The 283-nt window shown below is 58.7% G+C and carries 1 protein-coding gene and 1 pseudogene; both read left to right on the top strand.

The features are described from left to right. A partial coding sequence (locus tag LN996_RS23585) for an L-serine ammonia-lyase, iron-sulfur-dependent, subunit alpha (protein WP_231343509.1) occupies nucleotides 1–111 on the top strand: 111 nt, incomplete at its 5' end. Nucleotides 112–163: 52 nt separating this feature from the next. Beyond that, a pseudogene (locus LN996_RS23590) lies at nucleotides 164–283 on the top strand (lipoyl synthase); the annotation flags it as partial.

A 283-nucleotide genomic window follows, 5' to 3' on the forward strand; every position in this document is an offset into this window, starting at 1 on the left:
GTTTCCCTGGACGAGGTGATCGTGACCATGCGGGAGACGGGCAAGGACATGTCCCATAAGTACAAGGAAACCGCGATGGGCGGCCTCGCCGTCAACGTCGTCGAATGCTGATCAACACGAGCACCCGCACAAAGACCGCTGACAACAAACAAGAAGGAACGTCATGACACTCGCACCTGAAGGCCGTAAGTTGCTGCGCGTTGAGGCGCGTAACGCGGCGGTCCCGGTTGAACGCAAGCCCGAGTGGATCAAGGCCAAGGTCCAGATGGGTCCTGAGTTTGTC

Origin of the sequence: Arthrobacter sp. AK01 (genome assembly GCF_021109375.1) — a bacterium.
Lineage (GTDB): Bacteria > Actinomycetota > Actinomycetes > Actinomycetales > Micrococcaceae > Arthrobacter.